This is a genomic window from Marinobacter sp. bablab_jr008 (assembly GCF_016464145.1).
In the GTDB taxonomy this organism is placed as follows: domain Bacteria; phylum Pseudomonadota; class Gammaproteobacteria; order Pseudomonadales; family Oleiphilaceae; genus Marinobacter; species Marinobacter nauticus.
The window spans coordinates 137,717-159,619 of record NZ_JACDWW010000046.1; the positions used below are offsets into that span (position 1 = coordinate 137,717).

Genomic DNA, 21,903 nt, shown 5'->3' on the forward strand with positions numbered 1-21,903 from the left:
CCCCCATTAGTTAATAAATGGATTGATGGTGTTCGGGAAGGCCTCTATTGAAATATTTTGGTCACAATCAAAGCCGGCCCCCCTAATGGTCCTATATTTTGGTTCCTTACATATCCGGGAAAAGGCGTCCTTGAGATCTTGTACCGCGGTACTTGTATACGACGAACCTCTCAGTTCGTAATGTATCAGCGGCACTCCCGTCCCAAATCCTTCATCTCTGAATTGGTAAAGAATCTTCGTCTCCAAGTGCTTTCTGAACTGCTCTTCCAAAGCCTCTTGGTTATATTTACCCGCCCCTAATAGTTTACTTTCTACGTATAACTTCCGCCTAGAATCACCAAGTTCATAAACCTGATCAATCCCCTGGACGGTTTGTTCGTACGACTCGCCTGCTTTTGTTCTTCTCTTAACCTTTACCCAGTCGGTCGACTGGATCAGCCTGACAGGCTGATTGTCCGAAATTGCCGAGAACCGTTCCATGACCGTCCTGACCGACGAGGCTTCACCGTATACACCACGGATTGCCGCATCGTTTCTGATGGTCAACCCTTTCATAAACTGCTGGGCATCCGGCAAATCTCCCGGAACGTTTGCAACCGCTTCCAGCAGATGGTCCATCACATTCATGTTTTGCCCATCGTTAACAACACGTCCCAGTCCGGCTGTGGAGTTCCCTTCCCGCAGTATAAAGGTCTTCATGGAGCCGTTGCTGGCATCCGCGGCATGCTCCAGGAACTGTCGAATGGAGTCGCTCAGATTCGCGTCCGCGAGATCTCCTAATCGTTCGATACTATCTGCCGTAAGCTTGACGTCGTATGTGCCCATGAAACCTACAATGTCGGCGACTTCGTCTGCAACTCTCTGGGCACGGTTACCATAACGACCACTATCCAGAATTTTGTCTTTAATGGCCTGGATACTGCTTGTGACACAGCCTGTGGTATCCGCATAAGCTGTACCAACGGGGATCAGGGAACCGGCACCCGTCAGTCTGGCAATCAGCCATTGCGGGGGCTGGCCTGTAATACCATCCGCATCTGCAATACCGCAGTCTAGCCGTCGCGATTGGACAAACAATCTCATCAACCGACTGAAGCTTTGCGCGCTATCCACAATTGTTGTGAACAGCTGCAATGTAGCCTGGCCACCGCTCGATAGCATGTGCACAAAGAGATCACCCAGATCTGTCAGACGCTTTGCCGCGGACGCAGCATTACCCGACACAAACTCTTTTAGGAGCCCCAACGTCCAGGTTACAGTGACACCACCTGCCTTCAGCAGCAGCGCCGGATCAGCAACGAGTTCTTTCAGCGTTGCCTTTAACCCCTTGAGGGCAGCTTTCAATGACAGCGCTGCCCCGGTTCCCGCACCCGTTGGTGACGTGACAATGGCCACAACGGAGAGGGTCAACCCAACTCCCGCAAACACCAGATCGAACTTGTCTACTTCATCAAAGCGGTCATCCAGCCATAGGTAGATGGCTTTACCAATCGTGTAAAGATCGGCAAAGCCACTCATTTCGTACAGAAACTCCAGTGCCTGCTTCGTGTAATCCCATACCACAGCGCCAGACTGCTTCATCAATTCCACGGTCTGGGCAAAATGGCCCTGGTTCACCACCGCGACGCCATCCTCGTATTCCTGTACAGATGTGGTATCAACGCCTTGAGCGTAGGCTTTCTCACCGGCCAGGAGTGTCATCAGTGGTGCAAGTACCCGCCGGGCGATACGCAGTTCCCGGGTCTTGAGCTGGCCTGTTTCCGTGACGTAGGTGGCCGTAAGGCCGATGCGTTGGCCAATCGGGGTATGGGTCCCCGTGGATTTGATCGATACTGTCGCGGTACCGTCAGCACCAATGGTTACACTCGTTTCTGGAGCACCATCCCCCAGAGCAACCAGAGCGCGGGCTCCTGTATCGTGCCCCACTCTCACGTCATCCAGGTGTCCTATATAGCTTTCGCCCAAAGACAGCCTGCTGCCAAAACTCTGGTGTAGGAGGCTACCAGTCGCATTGACTTCGTCCCGACTATGGTTGACGCCAATGGTCAACGCCCCGCCACTGAACGTAATACCGACAATCGCCCATTCTTCCTCTGAGATGAGTTGGCTTGAGGTAACGGTATAGGTGCCAGAATCGGTCGTTACTCGTGCACGAACCTTATACTCGGACCCAGCCTTAACCAACTCAAGCGCGTAGGCATCGCCCTCGGAGTTACCCTGTCGGGCCAGTGTGCTTACGTCCTCGGAATCGGCCGCCAGTCCCGGGCGAACCCGGAGATTCACGTATAGGTTATCGGTTATGTTGAGTTCCGGCGTGTTGCTGACAGTCAGGTGACCGCCGGCCATTTTCAAGCTTGCGCCTGGCATGGTGTAAGAATGGGTCCGATCAATATCGACCTCACCATCGGCATACGCCTTTTGACCGGTCTGGTAGTCATAGATGTAAGGCCTGGGATCGACGGGCTCACTCTCCAGCTCGTTCATCGCCAGATTCAATACCGGGAGGGAGTTGGGTGTGTAGAAACCACCCGCTCGGAGGGTAAACGAAGTACCTGGAATCCCCCGCACTGTGGCGGTCGTTTCCGTCACATTGGCGTAGGATTCGGAACCGTAGAGTGTTTCAACGGTAGAGAATGTTCCCTCAGCAGCGCCAACGATGGCGTTGTGGCTTAGCTGAACACTGCCCAGCGACGCTGCGCGATGTTCAATTGCAACTTCCTTACGGACACCGGCGATATTTACAGCAACAAAGCCATCGCCAGGAAGCTCACTGGCCCGCAATGAGGCTGATGCGGTGGTGCCCGTCAGTGTACTGTCGCCGATAAGGTGGCCTCGGCTACTGTACCAGTTCACCGTGACAGGCTTTGAGGGGGCCTCATTGACCGATACGGTGAGGTTGACCGTGTCATTGCTTGCAGCGGCCAAAACCGTCTTGTCGGCATTCAATGATACTTCGAGGGGGCGTTTTTCGACGGTGAGACTCTGTCTTGCCCGATCCGACGTGGCAACAATGTCGCTTGGATTGAGATTTTTCCCAACTTCATATTCAACGGTCGCCTGGCCATTCTCGGTGCGACTTCCCAACACACGGAATTCGCCATCACCTGTCAGCTTCCAATCTACAGGGGTTCCGTCTGCCACAGGATTACCCTGGGCATCGTAGACGTTTGCCGTAACAGTCGCCGTATCGACACCGGAGACCAGCAACTCGGCATTCGGTGTGTTCAGCTCGATTCTGGCCGGCGCCCCTGCGATAACGTTAAAGGGGCCGAAGCGTTTGCTTGTACCCACCTGCACGGCCGGATTGTCAGACTCAACCACCTGTAAAGTAACGTATATCGTGTGGCCTGCGGTGTTGGTAGTCGTTAGAGTATTGGCAAAAGCACCGCTTACAGACTCCGTAAGCGCTTTTTCCACTGTTCCATTACCTTCCACAATCCAGCGCAATTTAACGCTTTGCTCTTTTGAAGCGGACTGCGGGAGATAGGCCAGCATTTCAACTTCGGGCTGATCTGCATTCACGAACCCATCCAGCGGCAGTAGTGCTGGTTCGGAACCAAGCGCATATTCCCAAAGAATATTCCCCGCATCCTGGTTCAGATACAGCCGCATCGACAGGAAATCCTCCGGGTCGAGACCCGCCAGATGTTCGATATTATCGAAGCGCAAAGTATTGTCTTCCCCCACCTCAATACGGGTTTCGTGTTCGCCGATGGCGAGGATTAGGTTCTGGCCGCCGTCGATGGGGGTAAGGCGGTCGAACTCGGGGCCGATCAGTGAATAGAGCACTTCGATCAGGTCATCACTGGAGCCGATAACCGGGGTGTCAGTGTCGTAGATGTCTTCTTTGGTCTCGGCGCCGGTATCCGGGTCGATGTCCACCCGGTTGATCTCATCGATTTCCAGGCTGTAACGGCTGAACTGGTATTCCGGCCGGTGATTCCAGGTGTAGGTGGGCACCGGGCGGATGGGATCAACGCCGGTGTCCGGTGGCGTGGCGGTGTCCGGGTCTTCCCCGGCCTTGAGCAGGCGGCGGTACTCGCGGTAAGCCAGCCAGTGCTGTTCCTCATCATAGTGTGGGGTGAGGATGGGGGCGATGTAACGTGGCCGGGTATCCAAGGGCGCGGATACACCCACATCGGAGCCCAGGTAATCGAAATCGGCACAGCTGCCGCCAGTGCAGGCTTCCTGGTTCTTGGCCTTACCGATGACGTGAATGTAGTAGTGTTCGGGGTTGCTCAAGCCATCGTTAAGCTGAAGGATCTGGGTCTGGCGGCAGACGGTAGTGCAGCCTATGTCACCCAGCTCCCGCATTACCAGCTGAGACTCGTCTTCATCAGTCGTTCAGAGAAAAGATCATTATCTATTTACATTTTCCCAATTTGGATCAATGCCTTGCTCTCGCAACCACTGGATACCTTTTTCTGTGGTTTGATACGCCTGATCCGGATGATTCACCACTTCGGCGAAGAGATAAGCCAGCATCTTTTCTCGCTCACGCAGAACGTTCAGATGAGTACTTTTGAGCGACTTGACTGAACGTCCGCCCAGCAGACTGGCCAATTGTTCTGCTTTATAGGGTCGTAGCGCACACAGCCACAGAATCACCGGCCAAAGTTTATCCTTGCGTGTTTTTGGGGTGAGTTCCTTTATTCGAAGAGCCAAAGCACCGGGCAGGTCACCCTCATTTGCACCGAGGTCACCCTCATTTGCACCGAGGTCACCCGTATTTGCTCCCAAGTCACTCGTATTTGCCGCTTCCTGGCTTCCAAATAAGGGTAATTCACCAGAGTCCAATGGCCGGTCGGCTAGCTGATAGTATGTTGCGGGGCCTGCTCCCCCTTTTACCAACAAACCATGTTGATGGTGCAAACGTCCCAACACCTGACTGGCTGATAAGGTATCCAGCCCGGTCACTGCACGCAGGCCAGCATTATCAACCGCACCTGTCTCCTTCGCCAGAATCAGGGCCCTGGCCTCATCGTTGGTTAACTGCAGGTATTTGAACTGGCTCAACCATGCAAGCTGATCCTCACCCAATAGCTGGTGCAGCAGGTAGGTCGCCTGAAATTCGTTGGCTATCACATGGCTTGAAAACACCGGAGCAGCTAAGCCGACCTGCTGCAACAAAGAACGCATGGTACGGATACCCGATCCTTTAGTTTCAGCAAAGTTCAGGTCATACAACACTGCAGCCAATACTGGGTTACGCAGTTTAGACCCCATTTCGCCCAGCATAGCTTCCGGCTTCAGCGAATAGCCCGCATTACGAATATCGATGCGATTGCTGTATCGCACCACTAGAATCGGCTGCTGCACTTGGTAATCCCGATGCATTAGGGCATTCACTACCGCTTCCCGCACCACTTTTTGCGGCAACAGCGGTTGATCACTACGCTGGGTACTGCCTTCATCCAGACGGAAGTGCTTTGGCAAATCATCCAGAATCGTGGCTTCGAGTTTCGGGATCAGGCGTAACAATGGCTCACGTAAATCCAGCGTGGTTTGGAAACGCTGCTCAGGGTCTTCAACCCACTGGGTGCCACTGATGCGCACATAGTCCACACGCACCGAGGGCAACAAACGCCTCAACGCTAGTGGCTTGCCCATCAGCAATAATCCGGCGACATTTGGCAGCCATTCACCGTTGTGCTTTTTAGCCAGATTCAGTGCGCGCAACATCTCCTGATCACTGACCTGCAGCTCCTCGGCATGAGGGCGCACTCGTGCCCGTAACTGGCGATACAGGACAATAACATCCGGGTCGAGGTCATCCCATTCCGCACCCGGCAATACGACTTGCTCAAACCCCAAACCACTCTTGGCCAACAGCAGGGGTTCCAGCTCGGCCTGGGTGCACTCGTAATCGCCGTTCAGGCCACGACGCCAGACACCAGTTTTGCGTTTGTTTTTCTTATCGAATTTACCTTTGAAAGCACAGGGCTTCGCAACCGGCTCAAGCTCCGGGACAAACACCAGAATCACGGTCTTACCCTGTAGCTGCACGGTTTCTGCCGAAACCGGGATACTCTGCTCAAACTGTTCTCGACAGTTGGTTTGCAGCTGCCCTAGTATCTGATCACCATTGTTAATACCGGAAACATAAAACTGCCTGTGCTCATCGTCCGGCTCCGAAACACCCAGCAGCAAATACCCGCCACCTAGACCCGGTTCGTTGGCATAGGCACAGACCGTCTGCATCACGGAATCACCGATATCACTCCCCTTTTTGGCTTCAATACGAGGGCACTCATCCAGTAGTTGCAGCTGTTCCAGCAACTCTTCGGCAGTAAATTCGTGCATCGGCGATCAGCCTCCCTGGTACTGAATTTTTCTCGGCTCGTGCTCGTGAGTTACTGCGGCATCAGGGCTTCTTTTTGGCTTCAGATAAGACGAGTTATTCCACCGTCACACTCTTGGCCAGGTTCCGCGGCTGGTCCACATCCGTACCCTTCAACACCGCCACGTGATAAGACAGCAACTGCAGCGGTACGGTGTACACGATGGGCGCGGTGATCTCGTGCACGGACGGCAGTTGCATCACGTGGATGCCTTCTTCCGGCTTCACGTCCGCCGCCTTGTCGGCAAACACGAACAGCTCACCGCCACGGGCGCGAACTTCCTCCAGATTGGATTTCAGCTTTTCCACCAGGTCGTTGTTCGGTGCCACCGTGACTACCGGCATTTCACTGTCCACCAAGGCCAGCGGACCGTGTTTGAGCTCGCCGGCGGGATAGGCCTCGGCGTGGATGTAAGAGATTTCCTTGAGCTTGAGGGCCCCTTCCATCGCCACCGGGAACTGGGAGCCACGGCCCAGGAACAGGCTATGGTTCTTGTCCATAAACGCCTTGGACATCTCTTCAATGTCGGCATCCAGGGCGAGGACATCACTCACCTGCTTGGGCAACTGATGAATGGCGGCAACGATGTCTGCTTCTTTCTCTTCACTCAGGCCATTATGGCGCGCCAGGGCCAGGGTGAAGATCAGCAAGGCGGTCAGCTGGGTGGTGAACGCCTTGGTCGACGCCACACCAATTTCCGGGCCGGCCTGGGTCATGATCACCAGATCGGATTCCCGCACCAGGGAACTGCCCGGCACGTTGCAGATGGCCAGAGCCGCGCGGAAGCCCGCCTGTTTCGCCTGGCGCAACGCCGCCAGGGTGTCGGCAGTTTCACCGGACTGGGAAATACACAGGAACAGGGTGTCGGGCTGAATCACGTGTTTGCGGTACCGAAACTCGGAGGCCACTTCCACCGAACAGGGCACCCCGGCCAACTCCTCAATCCAGTAGCGGGCCACCATGCCGGCGTGGTAAGAGGTGCCACAGGCGATGATCTGAACGTGACGCACATTATCCAGCAGGTTAGCCGCGTCGGTTCCCAGCGCCTGCTCCAGAACCCGGCTGTCGGTAATCCGGCCTTCCATGGTGGCCTTGATCACTTTCGGTTGCTCGTAGATTTCCTTGAGCATGAAATGGCGGTATTCTCCTTTGTCCGCAGAGTCAGCACCGTGTTCAAAACGGGTAATCGTCCGCTCCACCGACTGACCGCTGCGGTCGTGGATGCGGATACTGTCCTTGCGGATATCGGCGATATCGCCCTCTTCCAGGAACATGAAGCGGTCGGTCACCGGCAACAAGGCCAGCTGGTCGGACGCGATAAAGTTCTCGCCAATACCGACGCCTACCACCAAAGGGCTGCCTTCCCGACAGACCACCAGGTGATCCGGCTCATCAGCATGAACAACGGCCAGGGCGTAGGCACCGCGCAGACGCTGAATGGCCGCCTTTACCGCCTCATAGGGTTTGCCCTGCTCACGGAAGTATTTCTCGATCAGGTGCGCGACCACCTCGGTATCGGTCTGGGAAGTGAACTCAAAACCCTCGGCCCTGAGTTCATCCCGGAGTTCCTGGTAGTTCTCGATGATGCCGTTATGGACGATGGCCAGCCGCTCGCCGGACATATGGGGATGGGCATTGACCTGCGAGGGCTCGCCGTGGGTGGCCCAGCGAGTGTGGGCAATACCCAGGTGACCAGCCAGGGGGTTCGCTTCAATGGCATCAGCCAGGGCCGCAACCTTGCCGACTTCCCGGGCACGCTGAACCTGATGTTCGGCATTGATGACGGCCATGCCGGCGGAGTCGTACCCCCGGTATTCCAGGCGGCGCAGGCCCTCCAGCAGAATACCCTGGACATCCCGTTCAGATACCGCTCCTACAATCCCACACATGCTGTTATCACCTGTTCGTTAATCGTTGGTTACGCTTTTTTCGGCCGTTCCCAGCCGGCGATGTTGCGCTGCTTGCCACGGGCCACCGCCAGCTCCCCTTCGCTGATATCCCGAGTAATGGTCGACCCGGCACCAATGGTGGCCTGCTCCGCTACCTTCACCGGCGCGACCAATGAGGTATTGGAGCCGACAAATACCCCGTCGCCCAATACCGTCTGGTGTTTGTTCACACCATCATAATTGCAGGTGATGGTACCTGCACCCACATTCACATTACGGCCCAGTGAGGCATCACCAACGTAACTGAGGTGATTGATCTTGCTGCCCTCACCCACCACGGCCTTCTTGGTTTCGACAAAATTGCCAACCTTGGTGTTGGCGGCCAGTTCAGTGCCCGGACGCAGACGCGCGAATGGCCCGATCTGGGCGTTGGCGCCCACTACCGCACCTTCAATCACGCTGTTTGCCTTGATCTCTGCACCGTCAGCGATGGTGGCGTCTTTGATCACACAGTTAGGTCCGATCACGACGTTGCTGCCGAGGCTTACCCGGCCTTCAAAGACGGCATTCACGTCTATCCACAGATCATTACCAATGGTGAGTTCGCCACGCACATCAATGCGGGCCGGGTCCGCCAGGGATGCACCCTCAGTCATCAAACGCTCGGCTTGCTGACGCTGGAACCAGCGCTCCAGTTCCGCCAGTTGCAGGCGGTTGTTCACGCCCTGAACCTCAAACGGGTTCAAGGGCTGGGATACGGTTACCGACAAGCCATGGTCGACGGCCATCGCAATAATATCGGTGAGGTAATACTCGCCCTGAGCATTGCTGTTGGACAGTGCCGGCAGCCATTGCTTCAGGTGACTGGCTGAGACTGCCAGAATGCCCGTGTTCACTTCCTGAATCTGCTGCTGTTCAGCGGTCGCGTCCTTCTGCTCAACGATGGCCTGAACCAGGCCTTGCTCGTTGCGAACGATCCGGCCATAACCGTGGGGGTTGTCCATATCCACCGTCAGCAGGGCCAGGTTGCGTTCATCCAGGTCGGCGACCATGGATTCCAAAGTGTCTTTGCGAGTCAGAGGAACATCACCGTACAACACCAGCACCCGGGCATCATCCGGCAGGGCTGGCAGTGCCTGGGCCACGGCATGGCCGGTACCCAGCTGCTCGGTCTGCAATACCCAGTTCACCGAGTCGTCTTCCAGAGACGCCCGAACCTGATCGGCTCCGTGACCAATCACCGTGTGAATTTTCTCCGCGCCCAGTTGTTTTGCGGTATCAACCACATGGTGCAGCATGGCTTTACCCGCCACCGGATGCAGCACCTTAGGCAGGGAGGATTTCATGCGGGAGCCCTGGCCGGCGGCCAGGATCACAACGTGTAACGGGCTCATGGGGCAATCAGCTCCGGTATTCAAAACGTCCATAAATGAAAAAACCGCGTCCCGGTGGAATCTCCGACACTCCGTTTCCGGAATACCGGGCCCTCCACCTGAGGATGCGGTTCACTGTCAGGCCAATCCGGGCGCTGACACAGGCTCTGCTTTAACGCAGGTGCTTGCGCAGCTTCTGGATGGTGCGCAGCTGAGCGGCCGCTTCGGCCAGCTCGGCAGCAGCACGCGAGTACTCGAACTCGCCTGTCTTGTTCGCCAGTGCCTTCTCGGCTTGCTTCTGGGCTTCCAGGGCCGCTGCTTCGTCCACATCCTTTGCACGAACGGCGGTGTCGGCCATCAGGGTAACCAGATTGGGCTGTACTTCCAGGTAACCACCGGATACGTACAGAATTTCCTCACTGCCACCCTGCTTGATGATCCGCACTGCGCCGGGCTTCAGCTCGGTCAGTAGCGGAGCATGGCCATACTGGATGCCAAGCTCACCTTCGGTACCGGTGGCGATCAACATCTCCACCAGGCCCGAATAGATTTTTTCCTCGGCACTTACGACGTCACAATGTACGGTCATAGCCATTTCTTACGCCTCTTGGGTCTGAAAGGAAAAAAGGTGTCTTACTTACCTTCCTTCTCTTTCATTGCCTTAGCTTTCTCAATCGCTTCTTCGATGCCGCCGCACATGTAGAACGCCTGCTCCGGCATGTCGTCGTAGTCACCGTTGAGAATGCCTTCGAAGCTGGCGATGGTCTCTTTCAGAGACACGTACTTACCCGGAGAACCGGTAAATACTTCAGCAACGTGGAACGGCTGCGACAGGAAACGCTCGATCTTACGGGCGCGGGATACGATCAGCTTGTCTTCTTCAGACAGCTCGTCCATACCCAGGATCGCGATGATGTCTTTCAGTTCCTTGTAGCGCTGCAGAACGTTCTGAACACCACGGGCAACGTTGTAGTGCTGCTCACCGATCACCAGCGGATCCAGCTGACGGGAGGTGGAGTCAAGCGGATCGATCGCCGGGTAGATACCCTTGGAAGCGATGTCACGGCTCAGTACCACGGTCGCGTCAAGGTGCGAGAAGGTGGTGGCCGGAGACGGGTCAGTCAAGTCATCCGCCGGTACATAGACCGCCTGGATAGAAGTGATGGAACCGGTCTTGGTAGAGGTGATCCGCTCCTGCAGCTGACCCATCTCTTCCGCCAGGGTCGGCTGGTAACCTACCGCAGAAGGCATACGACCCAGCAGTGCAGATACCTCGGTACCGGCCAGGGTGTAACGGTAGATGTTGTCAACGAACAGCAGTACGTCACGGCCTTCGTCACGGAACTTCTCAGCCATGGTGAGACCGGTCAGGGCCACACGCAGACGGTTTCCAGGGGGCTCATTCATCTGGCCGTAAACCATGGCAACCTTATCGAGAACGTTGGACTCCTTCATTTCGTAGTAGAAGTCGTTACCTTCCCGGGTCCGCTCACCAACACCTGCGAATACGGAGAGACCGGAGTGCTCTTTCGCGATGTTGTTGATCAGTTCCATCATGTTTACGGTCTTGCCTACGCCGGCACCACCGAACAGACCAACCTTACCCCCCTTGGCGAACGGGCAGATCAGGTCGATAACCTTGATGCCGGTTTCCAGCAGGTCGGCAGACGCTGCCTGATCGGCATAGCCCGGTGCTTTGCGGTGGATAGCCCAGCGCTCTTCTTCGCCGATGTCGCCCTGTTCGTCGATGGGACGACCCAGAACGTCCATGATCCGGCCCAGAGTCTGTGTACCAACAGGTACAGAGATCGGCTTGCCGGTGTTTTCTGCTTTCAGGCCACGCTTCAGGCCCTCAGTGCTGCCCATGGCGATAGTACGAACAATGCCGTCACCCAGCTGCTGCTGGACTTCCAGAGTTGTTTCGCCACCTTCAAGCAGCAGTGCGTCGTAAACGCTTGGAACGGAGTCACGTGGAAATTCCACGTCGATAACCGCGCCAATGATCTGAACGATGTGTCCGCTACTCATGCTCGGTTCCTCGTTATCTTGATAGTCAATAAAACCAGTAGGTCTGTGAGCGTTAACCAACAGATGCCGCGCCGCTCACAATCTCCGAAATCTCTTGTGTGATCGCTGCCTGACGGGCCTTGTTGTAGGCCAGTTGAAGCTCGTCAATGATGCTGCCAGCGTTATCTGTCGCGCTCTTCATGGCAATCATCCGGGCAGCCTGCTCACAGGCCAGATTTTCTACCACACCCTGATACACCTGGGATTCGATATAACGTGGCATCAGCCCGTCAAGGATCGGACGGGAATCCGGCTCGTAGATGTAATCCCACTGGTGACCGATTTCTTCATCATCGCCTTCCGGCAGCGGCAGCAACTGCAGCGCCTTCGGGCTCTGGGTCATGGTGTTGACGAATTCGTTGCTGATCAGGAACAGGCGGTCGATCTTGCCTTCCACGAACGAATCCAGCATCACCTTGACGCTACCGATCAGCTGATCTGCACTCGGGCTATCGCCCAGGTGCGTCACGGCTGCCACCACGTTTCCGCCGTAGTTTCGGAAGAAGGAGGCACCTTTCTGGCCAATAGCGCAGATATCGGTCTCAATACCTTGTTGTTTCCATTCACGCATTTCTCTGACGAGCAGCTTGAACGCGTTGGTGTTCAGACCACCGCAAAGACCGCGATCAGAGGAGACCACAATGTAGCCTACCCGCTTGACCTCGCGCTCCTGCATGAACGGATGGCGGTAATCCTTATTGGACTTCGCAATGTGTCCGATTACCTGACGCATCTTTTCAGCGTACGGGCGGGTTGCCTGCATACGCTCCTGAGCCTTACGCATCTTGCTCGCGGCTACCATTTCCATGGCAGACGTGATCTTCTGCGTGCTCTTGATGCTTCCGATCTGGTTACGTATTTCTTTTCCGACGGCCATATGTCACTGCCTTTTCAAGTTAGACACTCAAATGGACCAGCAGGCCCGCACAACGGCGGGCCTTTTGGATTTACCAGCTCTGAGTGGTCTTGAATTTCTCCAGAGCAGCTTTGAGGCCGGCAGTGATGTCGTCGTTGAAGTTACCTTCAGGGCCGATCTTGTCCAGAAGTTCCTTCTGCTCGGACCGCATCCAGTCCAGCAGTTGGGCTTCGAACTTCACAACCTTGTTGACATCCACATCGTCCAGGAAGCCTTCGTTCGCTGCGAACAGTACGGTACCCATTTCCGCAACGGTCATCGGGCTGTACTGGTTCTGCTTCATCAGCTCGGTGACGCGCTGACCGTGCTCCAGCTGCTTACGGGTCGCTTCGTCGAGGTCGGAAGCGAACTGGGCAAACGCCGCCAGTTCCCGGTACTGGGCCAGAGCCAGACGGATGTTACCGCCGAGCTTCTTCATGATCTTGGTCTGGGCTGCACCACCTACCCGGGATACGGAGATACCGGCGTTCATGGCCGGACGGATACCGGAGTTGAACAGGTTGGTTTCCAGGAAGATCTGACCATCGGTAATGGAGATTACGTTGGTCGGTACGAACGCAGAAACGTCACCAGCCTGGGTCTCGATGATTGGCAGGGCGGTCAGGGAACCGGTCTTGCCTTTCACTTCGCCGTTGGTGAACTGCTCAACGTAGTCCGCATTTACACGGGACGCGCGCTCCAGCAGACGGGAGTGCAGGTAGAAAACGTCACCCGGGAATGCTTCACGTCCTGGCGGACGACGCAGCAGCAGGGAGATCTGACGGTAAGCAACGGCCTGCTTGGACAGGTCATCGTATACGATCAGGGCGTCTTCACCGCGGTCGCGGAAAAACTCACCCATGGAAGTACCGGAGTACGGCGCCAGGAACTGCATGGCGGCCGGATCAGCGGCACCAGCGGCAACCACGATGGTGTGGTCCATAGCACCGTGCTCTTCCAGCTTGCGCACAACGGCGGCGATGGAAGACTGCTTCTGGCCAACGGCAACGTAGATACACTTGATGCCGGTGTGCTTCTGGTTGATGATCGCGTCGATCGCAACCGCAGTCTTACCGATCTGACGGTCACCGATGATCAGCTCACGCTGGCCGCGGCCGATGGGAACCATGGTATCGATGGCTTTCAGACCAGTCTGTACCGGCTCGTCAACGGACTGACGGGCGATAACGCCAGGTGCAACCTTTTCGACCGGGGAGGTCAGGCTGTTGCCCAGCTCGCCCTTGCCGTCGATCGGGTTACCCAGGGAGTCAACCACACGACCCAGCAGTTCGTTACCAACGGGTACTTCCAGGATACGACCGGTACAACGTACCTTCTGGCCTTCGGCCAGACCTTCGTAGTCACCCAGAACAACCGCACCAACAGAATCACGCTCCAGGTTCAGCGCCATGCCGTAAGTGCCGTTGGCAAATTCAATCATCTCGCCGTACATAACGTCGGCCAGACCGTGGATCAGCACGATACCGTCAGATACAGACAGGATCGTACCTTCGTTCTTTGCTTCCGAAGAGATGTCGAGTTTCTCGATTCTCTTCTTGATGATGTCACTGATCTCGGATGGATTCAGTTGCTGCATGCCTTTGTCCTCAAACCTTGTGCTGAAATCAGGAGCCCAGAGCCCTGGCCATTCTGGCCAGCTTGCCACGGACTGAAGCGTCGATAACCAGGTCGCCTGTTCGTACGATCACGCCACCGATCAGGGACTGATCCACGGTGGTCTCGAGTTCGACCTTGCGCTCCAGCTTTTTGGACAGTGCGTCGATCAGTTTCTGCTGCTCGTCTGCAGACAAGTCGAATGCGGTATCGATTGTCAGGTGTACAGACTTCTCGAGGTCTGCACGATACAAACGGAACAGAGCAGAAATCTCCGGCAGCAGGGCCAGACGCTTGTTTTCAGCAAGAATCAACAGGAAGTTTCTGAGTGCTTCAGGCAGCGGCTCTTCAAAACACTCTGCGAAGAGTTCCGCCTTGCGTTGCTCAGACAGGCCGGGGTTGGCCAGGATGTTCTTTACCTCTTGGTCAGCCGCAACCTGAGCGGCAAAAGCCAGAGCCTGATCCCATTGATCAACGGCGTTCTGGTCCTGCGCGGCATCAAAAACGGCCTTCGCGTAGGGTCGGGCTAACGTTGTAAGTTCTGCCATGATGACCCTCGTTTAGAGTTCTGCGGCCAGCTTTTCCAGCATCTCGCTGTGAGCTTTGGCGTCTACAGAGGTTTCCAGAATCTTCTCGGCACCGGCAACGGCCAGGGTGGCCACTTCTGCTCTGAGTGCGTCGCGAGCCTGAACACGCTCCTGTTGAATTTCCGCCCTGGCCTGCTCAATAAGCTTTTCGCCTTCTTTGCGGGCATCCTCTTTGGAGGCTTCCACAATCTGGGCGGCACGCTTGTTGGCCTGGTCAATCAGGGCTGCAGCTTCTTCTTTCGCCTTTTGCAGTTCTTTGGTGGCTTTTTCCTGGGCCAGTTCGAGATCGAGTGATGCCCGATCGGCCGCGGATAGGCCATCTGCAATTTTCTTCTGGCGCGCTTCCATGGCAGCCGTAATCGGCGGCCATACATATTTGACGCAGAACCAGACGAAAATAGCGAAGGCAATCGATTGCCCTATCAACGTAAGGTTTATATTCACGGCGATATACCTCTTGCTATTCGTTGCGTCCTGGTTTCCGGAAGGAGGGGCGCGGCCTTAGCCGGCGCCCACAGCTCTCGGTTTAATTAACCAGCAACAACGAAGATCAGGTACATCGCGATACCAACACCGATCATGGGAACCGCGTCAAGCAGACCAGCCATGATGAAGGCTTTGGTTTGCAGTTGGTTGGCCATTTCCGGCTGACGGGCAGTGGACTCAAGCAGTTTGCCGCCCAGCAGACCGAAACCGATACCAGCGCCCAGAGCGCCCAGACCGATGATCAACGCAGCTGCGATAAATACCATTTCCATTGAAGACTCCTCAGTTTTTTCAGATAGTTAAGGGTTTGTTTATTTAAGGGTTAATCAGTGATCTTCGTGTGCCGCGCTGAGGTAAACCACAGTGAGCACCGTAAAAATAAAGGCCTGAAGCGGAATAACCAGGATGTGGAAGATCGCCCAGGGAACGTTCAACGTCCACTGAATCCACAGTGGCAACAGCGCAATCAGGATAAACACAACTTCACCAGCGTACATGTTACCGAACAGACGCAGCGCCAGACTGATTGGCTTGATGATCAGCGCCAGGATTTCCAGCAGCAGGTTGAACGGGATCATGATCCAATGATTGAACGGGTTGAAGGCCAGTTCTTTACTGAAACCACTGACGCCTTTCACCTTGAAGCTGTAGAACAGAATCAGCAGGAACACACCAATCGACATGCCGAAGGTGGCATTCGGATCGGTGGTCGGAACAATCTTGAAGTACTCAAGCCCCAGCGCGTGAGCGATCGACGGAATATAGTCGATGGGGATCAGCTTCAGGATGTTCATTAGCAGAATCCAGACGAAAATCGTCAACGCCAGGGGCGCAATCAGCGGATTCTTGCCGTGGAAAACGTCGCGCACGATGCCCTGAACAAATTCAAAGGTCATCTCGATCAGGTTCTGCAAGCCGCTCGGCGTGCCTTCGGTGACCCGGTTGGCCACAAAGCGGAACAGGCCCAGGAACAGAATACCCATGGCGATTGACCAGCCGAGGGTATCGACGTGGATTGCCATGAAGCCCATGTCTGTGGCTTCCTGACCAGTTCGTGCGAAGGTCCATGTGGCCTCCTGCACGACACTGCCATCCGCGCGCTCATAGCCTTCCGGGAGCTTGCCATAGGTAAGGTTGGTGAGGTGGTGTTTTATATACTCTACTGGGGTATCAGCTGCCATACTGCTCTCGTCCAGTCATCGCTGTGGTCGCGGCCGGATGAGCCAGCGCAATGCCGTACCCAACACAACCATCACAGCAAAAGTGAATAACAGAGCCGGTACGTGGACTGGCTCCATTAAAGTGAAAACGGCCGCAAAAAACACTGCGGTAAGGGCCAGCTTGATGCTCTCTGCCCTGAATATGTTGCTCACTGCCAGGTGCATCTGTCGGGCACCCTGATAACGATAAGCGCGGTGAGCAAAGTACGCGTTTGGTATGACAAAAATAAGACCGCCAATGAGGGCGGAATACCCGGCCAAACGACTTTCCAACAACCACAACAGGCTCAGAATCAGCAGAACCGCCATCTCTATAATCAACCACTTGCCAAGTGGTACGTACGTGATGGCTCTCGAAGAACGGTTCATATCACCAGCTGTCATTCCAAGCGCGCGGAATTATATGTGTTAACCGATAGGTGTTCAACATAACCGCACGGAAAAATTGGCGAAAAAGTGAGCAGATTTTGCCGCCGAAATCTGAAGTTTTACACAGGTTGTGTTGCTCATCGATCGCCACAACCACATGTGGTGTTTCCGGCACCAGACGGGACTTTAGGATGATTTTCAGGTTTTATCGGGCCGACTAACGGATGTGGCCCAGAATGCCGTCAAGCTCGTCCAGTGAACTGTACTCAATCACCAGCTTGCCTTTACCCCGTTTACCATGATTGATCGCCACCCGGGCACCGAGCCGGTCAGACAGATCGTCCTGCAAGGCCCGAATGTTCGGATCCAGAGTCGGCTTGGTGTTGTCTTTGTCTTCCGGTTTTTCCTGCTGAACCCGGCGCACCAGTGCTTCAGTCTGGCGTACCGACAGCGATTTGGCCACCACCTGACGGGCCACCTGCATCTGCTGTTCCGGCGGCAGGGTGAGCATGGCGCGGCCGTGGCCCATTTCCAGATCACCATGCTCCAGCATTACCCTTACGTCTTCGGTCAGGCCGATCAACCGCAACAGGTTGGTGATGGTGGTTCGGGACTTGCCCACCGCCTCAGCCACCTGAGCCTGGGTCAGGCCGAACTCGTCCTGCAGGCGCTGCAGGGCGAAGGCTTCTTCAATGGGGTTCAGGTTTTCGCGCTGGATGTTCTCGATCAGCGCCATCGCAATGGCGGCTTCATCCGGGACATCGCGAATAATGGCGGGAATACGGTCCAGTTCTGCCAGTTGGGTGGCACGCCAGCGGCGCTCACCGGCAATCAGTTCATAACGGCCTTCCGAAACCGGACGCACCACGACCGGCTGCATCACGCCCTGCTGACGAATGGAGTCTGCCAGTTCCTGCAGAGCGGCGGGGTCCATATCCCGGCGCGGCTGATAACGACCACGCTGGATCAGGTCGACCGGGATCTCACGCAGTTCACCATCGTGATCACTGGTCTCCTGATTGAGATTCACCTTCGAGCCCTGGAGCAGTGCCCCCAGTCCCCGTTCGCCCAAGCCTCGCTTCTTCGCCGCCATGGTAGTTGTCATTCTTCCTGTTGAAATAGTGGGTGCATGGTTGCCTGACGGCGATCTATGTTACACCGCAACCGCGGGCGATGTCTTTTTCGATCCGTGCCGGCGTACCATCTCGCCAGCCAGCGCCAGATAAGCCACCGCACCTTTGGACACCCGATCATACTTGAGTGCCGGCATGCCGTAGCTGGGCGCTTCTGCCAGCCGGACGTTACGGGGAATCACCGCCCGGTACACCTTGTCGCCGAAATATTCACTGAGCTGACCGGAGACATCCAGGGTCAGGCTGTTGCGGGGGTCGTACATGGTGCGCAGGATACCCTCAATCTCCAGATTGGGGTTGACCGTTTCCTGAATCTGCTGGACGGTGTTCATCAGCGCCGCCAGCCCTTCCAGGGCATAATATTCACACTGCATCGGGATCAGCACGGAATCCGCCGCTGACAGGGCATTCACGGTCAGCAGACTGAGCGAAGGCGGGCAATCAATCAGGATGTAGTCGTAGTTTTCCCGAACGGTGTTGAGGGTGAGCCGTAACCGGTGTTCCCGGCCAATCTCGTTCATCAGCTCCACTTCGGCGGCGGTCAGGTCACCGTTGGCGGGCAGCAGATCAAAACCGGAGGCTTCAGCGTGGACGATCACGTCCGCCGGCGTAGCCCGTTTGGTCAGCACATCGTATCCGGACAGCTCCAGGGAATTTTTATCCACACCGCTGCCCATGGTGGCATTCCCCTGGGGATCCATATCTACCAGCAGCACCCGGCGCTTGGTGGCCGCCAGAGACGCGGCAAGATTGACGCAGGTGGTGGTTTTGCCCACACCGCCTTTCTGATTGGTCACTGCAATCACGCGCGCCATGCTTTGCCTCCTGCTGTTGAGGGTTACCGGTGTCGTTCAGCCCGGGCGACGATCAGTAAATGCCGTTCACCGTCGGCTCCGGGGACGGTCAGGGAATGGCTGGATTCTACCTGCCAGTCCGCCGGAAGGGCAGCTACTTCATCATCCGGATACTGGCCTTTCATGGCAAGGAACTCGCCGTCATTCGCGAGCAGACCGCCACACCAGGTCACCAGGTTTTCCAGCGCGGTAAAGGCCCGGCTGCTGATCTGGGAGAAGGGCTGATCGGGCTGGCAGTCTTCCGCCCGGCCGTGGATAACTTCAACGTTGTCCAGCCCGAGCTCAAGCACACACTGATTCAGGAATCGGGTTTTCTTGCCGTTGCTGTCCAGCAGGGTAAAGCGTTTTTCCGGGAACACAATGGCCAGCGGAATACCCGGCAGGCCGCCGCCGGCGCCCACATCCAGCAAATGGTCTGTGGTCACCCAGGGCAGGATGCTCAGACTGTCCAGCAACTGGCGGGAGACCATGACCCGCTCATCCCGCACGGCGGTCAGGTTGTAGGCCTTGTTCCATTTGTTCAGCAGAGCCAGAAAAGCCAGCAACTGTTGCTGCTGGCTGTCGGACAAAGACAGGTTCATGGCCGCGAGGCCGTCCCGAAGCTGGCCGGGCCACTGTGGATAACTCATCTCAGGCGCTCTGCTTTTTCAACAGGTCGCGCTTTTTCAGATGCACCAGAATCTGGCTGACCGCCGCCGGGGTCACACCCTGGATACGGGACGCCTGAGCCACCGTTTCCGGGCGCACGTCCTTGAGCTTCTGCTTGATTTCGTTGGACAGGCCACCGATGACGTCGTAATCCAGATCCAGCGGCAATGCGGTGTTCTCGTTCTTGCGCAGGCGCTCGATCTCATCCGCCTGGCGGGAGATGTAGCCTTCGTATTTGATCTCGATTTCCACCTGATCGGCTACGTTCGGGTCCTCCGCCCGTTCGGCCCCGATCTCGGCGATGTGATCGTAGACAATCTCCGGACGGCGCAGCAGCTCCGCCAGAGACTGGTCACGGGTCATCGGCTGTTTCAGGTAGCCATTGGCTCGCTCGCCCGCCTCGGTGTTCGGATGGATACGGGTGCTTTCCAGGCGGCTACGCTCTTTGGCAATGCCTTCGCACTTCTCGCTGAACTTCTGCCAGCGCTCGTCGTCCACCAGGCCCAGCTTGCGGCCGGTTTCGGTCAGGCGCAGGTCGGCGTTGTCCTCCCGCAGGATCAGCCGGTATTCGGCACGGCTGGTAAACATACGGTAGGGCTCCTGGGTGCCCATGGTGATCAGGTCGTCCACCAGTACGCCCAGATAGGCCTCATCCCGGCGGGGGTACCACACTTCTTTATCCTGGGCCCGCAGCGAGGCGTTGATGCCCGCCAGCAAGCCCTGGGCACCGGCTTCTTCGTAACCGGTGGTGCCGTTGATCTGACCGGCAAAGTACAGGCCCTGGATAAACTTGGTTTCCAGGGTGTGGCGCAGGTCCTGCGGGTTCAGGTAGTCATACTCGATGGCATAGCCCGGGCGCAGGATGTGGGCGTTCTCGAAACCGGGAATCGAGCGCACGGCCTTGAGCTGGATATCAAACGGCAGGCTGGTGGAAATACCATTCGGGTACAGCTCGTTGGTGGTCAGGCCTTCGGGCTCGACGAAAATCTGGTGCGAATCCTTGTCGGCAAAGCGGTTGACCTTGTCCTCGATGGACGGGCAATAGCGCGGGCCCACGCCTTCGATGTTGCCAGCGAACATGGGCGAGCGATCAAACCCACTGCGGATAATGTCGTGGGTTTCTTCCGTGGTGCGGGTCACGTAACAGCAGATCTGCTCCGGATGTTCGTCACGGCTGCCAATAAACGACATCACGGGTGTCGGATCGTCTCCCCACTGCTGCTGCATCGCGGAGAAATCCACGGTGCGGGCATCAATGCGCGGCGGTGTTCCGGTTTTCAGGCGGCCAACGTTGAACGGTAGCTCCCGCAGGCGTTTGGCCAGGGCATTGGCCGGCGCATCACCAGCGCGACCACCGGCGTGATTCTGCATACCGATGTGGATAACGCCACCGAGGAAGGTACCGGTGGTCAAAACCACGGTTTTAGCGTTGAAGCGGATGCCAGTCTGGGTCACCACACCCACCACCTGGTCGTTTTCCACAATCAGGTCATCGGCCGCCTGCTGGAACAGGGTCAGATTGGGCTGGTTTTCCAGCATATGGCGAATGGCGGCTTTGTACAGAATCCGGTCCGCCTGAGCACGGGTGGCACGCACCGCCGGGCCCTTTCGGCTGTTCAGGACCCGGAACTGGATGCCTGCCTGATCGGTGGCCCGGGCCATGGCGCCGCCCAGGGCATCGATTTCCTTCACCAGATGGCTCTTGCCAATGCCACCGATGGCCGGGTTACAGGACATCTGCCCCAGAGTCTCAATGTTGTGGGTCAGCAGCAGGGTTTGCGAACCCATACGCGCTGCCGCCAGGGCGGCTTCAGTACCGGCATGGCCACCACCAATGACAATGACATCGAAACGGGTCGGAAACTCCACACTACACCTCGGAAATCGGGGAAAAAAACAGGGCGGCGAGTATAACGCCTCGCCCGGGAAATTGCAGTCAGAATGTGCAAATTTTAACCAGCAACGAGGTGAATAAAAACCCTGGCGGCTGGCCTTGGCCGATGATCAGTGCGACGCCGCTCTCTGACAGGGTTCGTACAGGATAAGGAAATTCCGAAAGTTTCAGGATTTCATAGCCTTGTCATACATTGTTCAAAAAAGTTTTCAAAAAGTTATCCACACAATTGATGCCTTCACTTACAGCCAAAAACGTCGATAACTATTTGTTAAATATAAATTTAATTAAATTACTCTGGCATTATTCGCAAATTATCCCAGTAATTATCCACAGCGTTTTTACCGAACGCCTATATACGGTGCAAAAAACCGGTACCCCTGAACGCAAGTGCACCAACAAAGGGCCAGTTTCCACGCAGGCTCGCCAGCGCGCTCGTCTGGCCCAAGGCCACCGGATCTTCTGCGTGGATATCCACCCGGATGAAGTCCTGGACGGTCAGGTTCTGTTCCCGGACACCCTTTGATACCGGG

At 56.2% G+C, this 21,903-nt stretch carries 18 protein-coding genes; 1 reads left to right on the forward strand and 17 read right to left on the reverse strand.

The features are described from left to right. Positions 1-6 precede the first annotated feature (6 nt). The 17 genes from JIF53_RS04840 to mnmG form a co-directional block, all read right to left on the reverse strand. Positions 7-4,242, reverse strand: coding sequence for an Ig-like domain-containing protein (locus tag JIF53_RS04840; RefSeq protein WP_199451950.1), 4,236 nt, complete (start codon positions 4,240-4,242; stop codon positions 7-9). 117 nt (positions 4,243-4,359) lie between these two features. Then, positions 4,360-6,303 carry an ATP-binding protein gene (locus tag JIF53_RS04845; protein ID WP_199451951.1) on the reverse strand — a complete coding sequence of 648 codons (1,944 nt, stop codon included), beginning with the start codon at positions 6,301-6,303 and terminating at the stop codon, positions 4,360-4,362. Positions 6,304-6,397: 94 nt separating this feature from the next. Continuing rightward, complete coding sequence (gene glmS / locus JIF53_RS04850; protein ID WP_199451952.1) at positions 6,398-8,230, reverse strand: glutamine--fructose-6-phosphate transaminase (isomerizing); 1,833 nt, start codon at positions 8,228-8,230, stop codon at positions 6,398-6,400. A gap of 29 nt (positions 8,231-8,259) precedes the next feature. Then, a complete protein-coding gene (glmU, locus tag JIF53_RS04855) occupies positions 8,260-9,624 on the reverse strand; it encodes a bifunctional UDP-N-acetylglucosamine diphosphorylase/glucosamine-1-phosphate N-acetyltransferase GlmU (RefSeq protein ID WP_199451953.1) in 1,365 nt (454 codons plus the stop codon). Between the two features lie 151 nt (positions 9,625-9,775). Continuing rightward, a complete protein-coding gene (locus tag JIF53_RS04860; protein WP_014423136.1) occupies positions 9,776-10,198 on the reverse strand; it encodes a F0F1 ATP synthase subunit epsilon in 423 nt (140 codons plus the stop codon). Positions 10,199-10,236: 38 nt separating this feature from the next. After that, positions 10,237-11,631, reverse strand: a complete 1,395-nt coding sequence (gene atpD, locus JIF53_RS04865) for a F0F1 ATP synthase subunit beta (protein WP_199451954.1) — start codon at positions 11,629-11,631, stop codon at positions 10,237-10,239. 52 nt (positions 11,632-11,683) lie between these two features. Beyond that, on the reverse strand, positions 11,684-12,547 hold the full coding sequence (gene atpG, locus JIF53_RS04870) for a F0F1 ATP synthase subunit gamma (RefSeq protein WP_011787277.1): 864 nt from the start codon (positions 12,545-12,547) through the stop codon (positions 11,684-11,686). Positions 12,548-12,617: 70 nt separating this feature from the next. Then, positions 12,618-14,162 (reverse strand): F0F1 ATP synthase subunit alpha, encoded by a 1,545-nt coding sequence (gene atpA / locus JIF53_RS04875; RefSeq protein WP_199451955.1) that lies wholly within the window; start codon positions 14,160-14,162, stop codon positions 12,618-12,620. Between the two features lie 28 nt (positions 14,163-14,190). After that, positions 14,191-14,727, reverse strand: coding sequence for a F0F1 ATP synthase subunit delta (locus JIF53_RS04880; RefSeq protein ID WP_011787279.1), 537 nt, complete (start codon positions 14,725-14,727; stop codon positions 14,191-14,193). Between the two features lie 12 nt (positions 14,728-14,739). Beyond that, positions 14,740-15,210 (reverse strand): F0F1 ATP synthase subunit B, encoded by a 471-nt coding sequence (locus JIF53_RS04885; protein ID WP_011787280.1) that lies wholly within the window; start codon positions 15,208-15,210, stop codon positions 14,740-14,742. 86 nt (positions 15,211-15,296) lie between these two features. After that, positions 15,297-15,524, reverse strand: a complete 228-nt coding sequence (atpE, locus tag JIF53_RS04890) for a F0F1 ATP synthase subunit C (protein ID WP_014423137.1) — start codon at positions 15,522-15,524, stop codon at positions 15,297-15,299. Positions 15,525-15,578: 54 nt separating this feature from the next. Next, entirely contained in the window at positions 15,579-16,433 is an 855-nt protein-coding gene (atpB, locus tag JIF53_RS04895) for a F0F1 ATP synthase subunit A (RefSeq protein ID WP_011787282.1), read from the reverse strand. Between the two features lie 15 nt (positions 16,434-16,448). Further along, the gene (locus tag JIF53_RS04900; RefSeq protein WP_036149719.1) at positions 16,449-16,841 is read right to left on the reverse strand and encodes an ATP synthase subunit I; all 393 of its coding nucleotides are present in this window, start codon (positions 16,839-16,841) and stop codon (positions 16,449-16,451) included. A 217-nt stretch (positions 16,842-17,058) separates the two neighbouring features. Beyond that, entirely contained in the window at positions 17,059-17,934 is an 876-nt protein-coding gene (locus JIF53_RS04905) for a ParB/RepB/Spo0J family partition protein (RefSeq protein WP_199451962.1), read from the reverse strand. Between the two features lie 60 nt (positions 17,935-17,994). Then, positions 17,995-18,789, reverse strand: coding sequence for a ParA family protein (locus tag JIF53_RS04910; RefSeq protein ID WP_014423140.1), 795 nt, complete (start codon positions 18,787-18,789; stop codon positions 17,995-17,997). Between the two features lie 23 nt (positions 18,790-18,812). Further along, positions 18,813-19,457, reverse strand: a complete 645-nt coding sequence (gene rsmG, locus JIF53_RS04915) for a 16S rRNA (guanine(527)-N(7))-methyltransferase RsmG (RefSeq protein ID WP_153739689.1) — start codon at positions 19,455-19,457, stop codon at positions 18,813-18,815. Position 19,458: 1 nt separating this feature from the next. Then, positions 19,459-21,345 carry a tRNA uridine-5-carboxymethylaminomethyl(34) synthesis enzyme MnmG gene (gene mnmG / locus JIF53_RS04920; RefSeq protein WP_199451956.1) on the reverse strand — a complete coding sequence of 629 codons (1,887 nt, stop codon included), beginning with the start codon at positions 21,343-21,345 and terminating at the stop codon, positions 19,459-19,461. Between the two features lie 386 nt (positions 21,346-21,731). On the opposite strand from mnmG, the gene JIF53_RS04925 reads away from it, so the two are divergent. Next, complete coding sequence (locus tag JIF53_RS04925; protein ID WP_199451963.1) at positions 21,732-21,896, forward strand: hypothetical protein; 165 nt, start codon at positions 21,732-21,734, stop codon at positions 21,894-21,896. Positions 21,897-21,903: the final 7 nt, after the last annotated feature.